The sequence below is a fragment of the Janthinobacterium lividum genome, from assembly GCF_011601275.1.
Classification (GTDB): Bacteria; Pseudomonadota; Gammaproteobacteria; order Burkholderiales; family Burkholderiaceae_D; genus Janthinobacterium; species Janthinobacterium lividum_E.
The window spans coordinates 1-317 of sequence record NZ_JAAOLY010000072.1; the positions used below are offsets into that span (position 1 = coordinate 1).

Below are 317 nucleotides of genomic sequence, written 5' to 3' on the forward strand. Positions count from 1 at the left end.
ACGGTTTTTCCAATACCCGCGTTCTTGTTGCCAAAGGCGGCGCTGCCCGCCACCGTCAAGGCATCGCCCTGAATGCGGTCATCGCCAAAGTTCACTTGCGCGCCTGTCGTGCCGTCATACGTCTTGTTGACGCCGTTAAAGCTCACGTTCAAGGTACGCGCCGCGATATCGGCCGTAGTGCTGCCCGCATTGGCGTTCAGCACATAGTTGTCCGCATCGCCGCCGCTCAACGCCACGTTCGTCACCGTGACGGTTTTTCCAATACCCGCGTTCTTGTTGCCAAAGGCGGCGCTGCCCGCCACCGTCAAGGCATCGCC

The 317-nt window shown here is 60.6% G+C and carries 1 protein-coding gene; it reads right to left on the minus strand.

Features of this window, described 5'->3' with window-relative positions:
* The coding region (locus GYK42_RS28925; RefSeq protein ID WP_166450291.1) for a YDG domain-containing protein at nucleotides 1-317 on the minus strand (317 nt) is incomplete at both ends.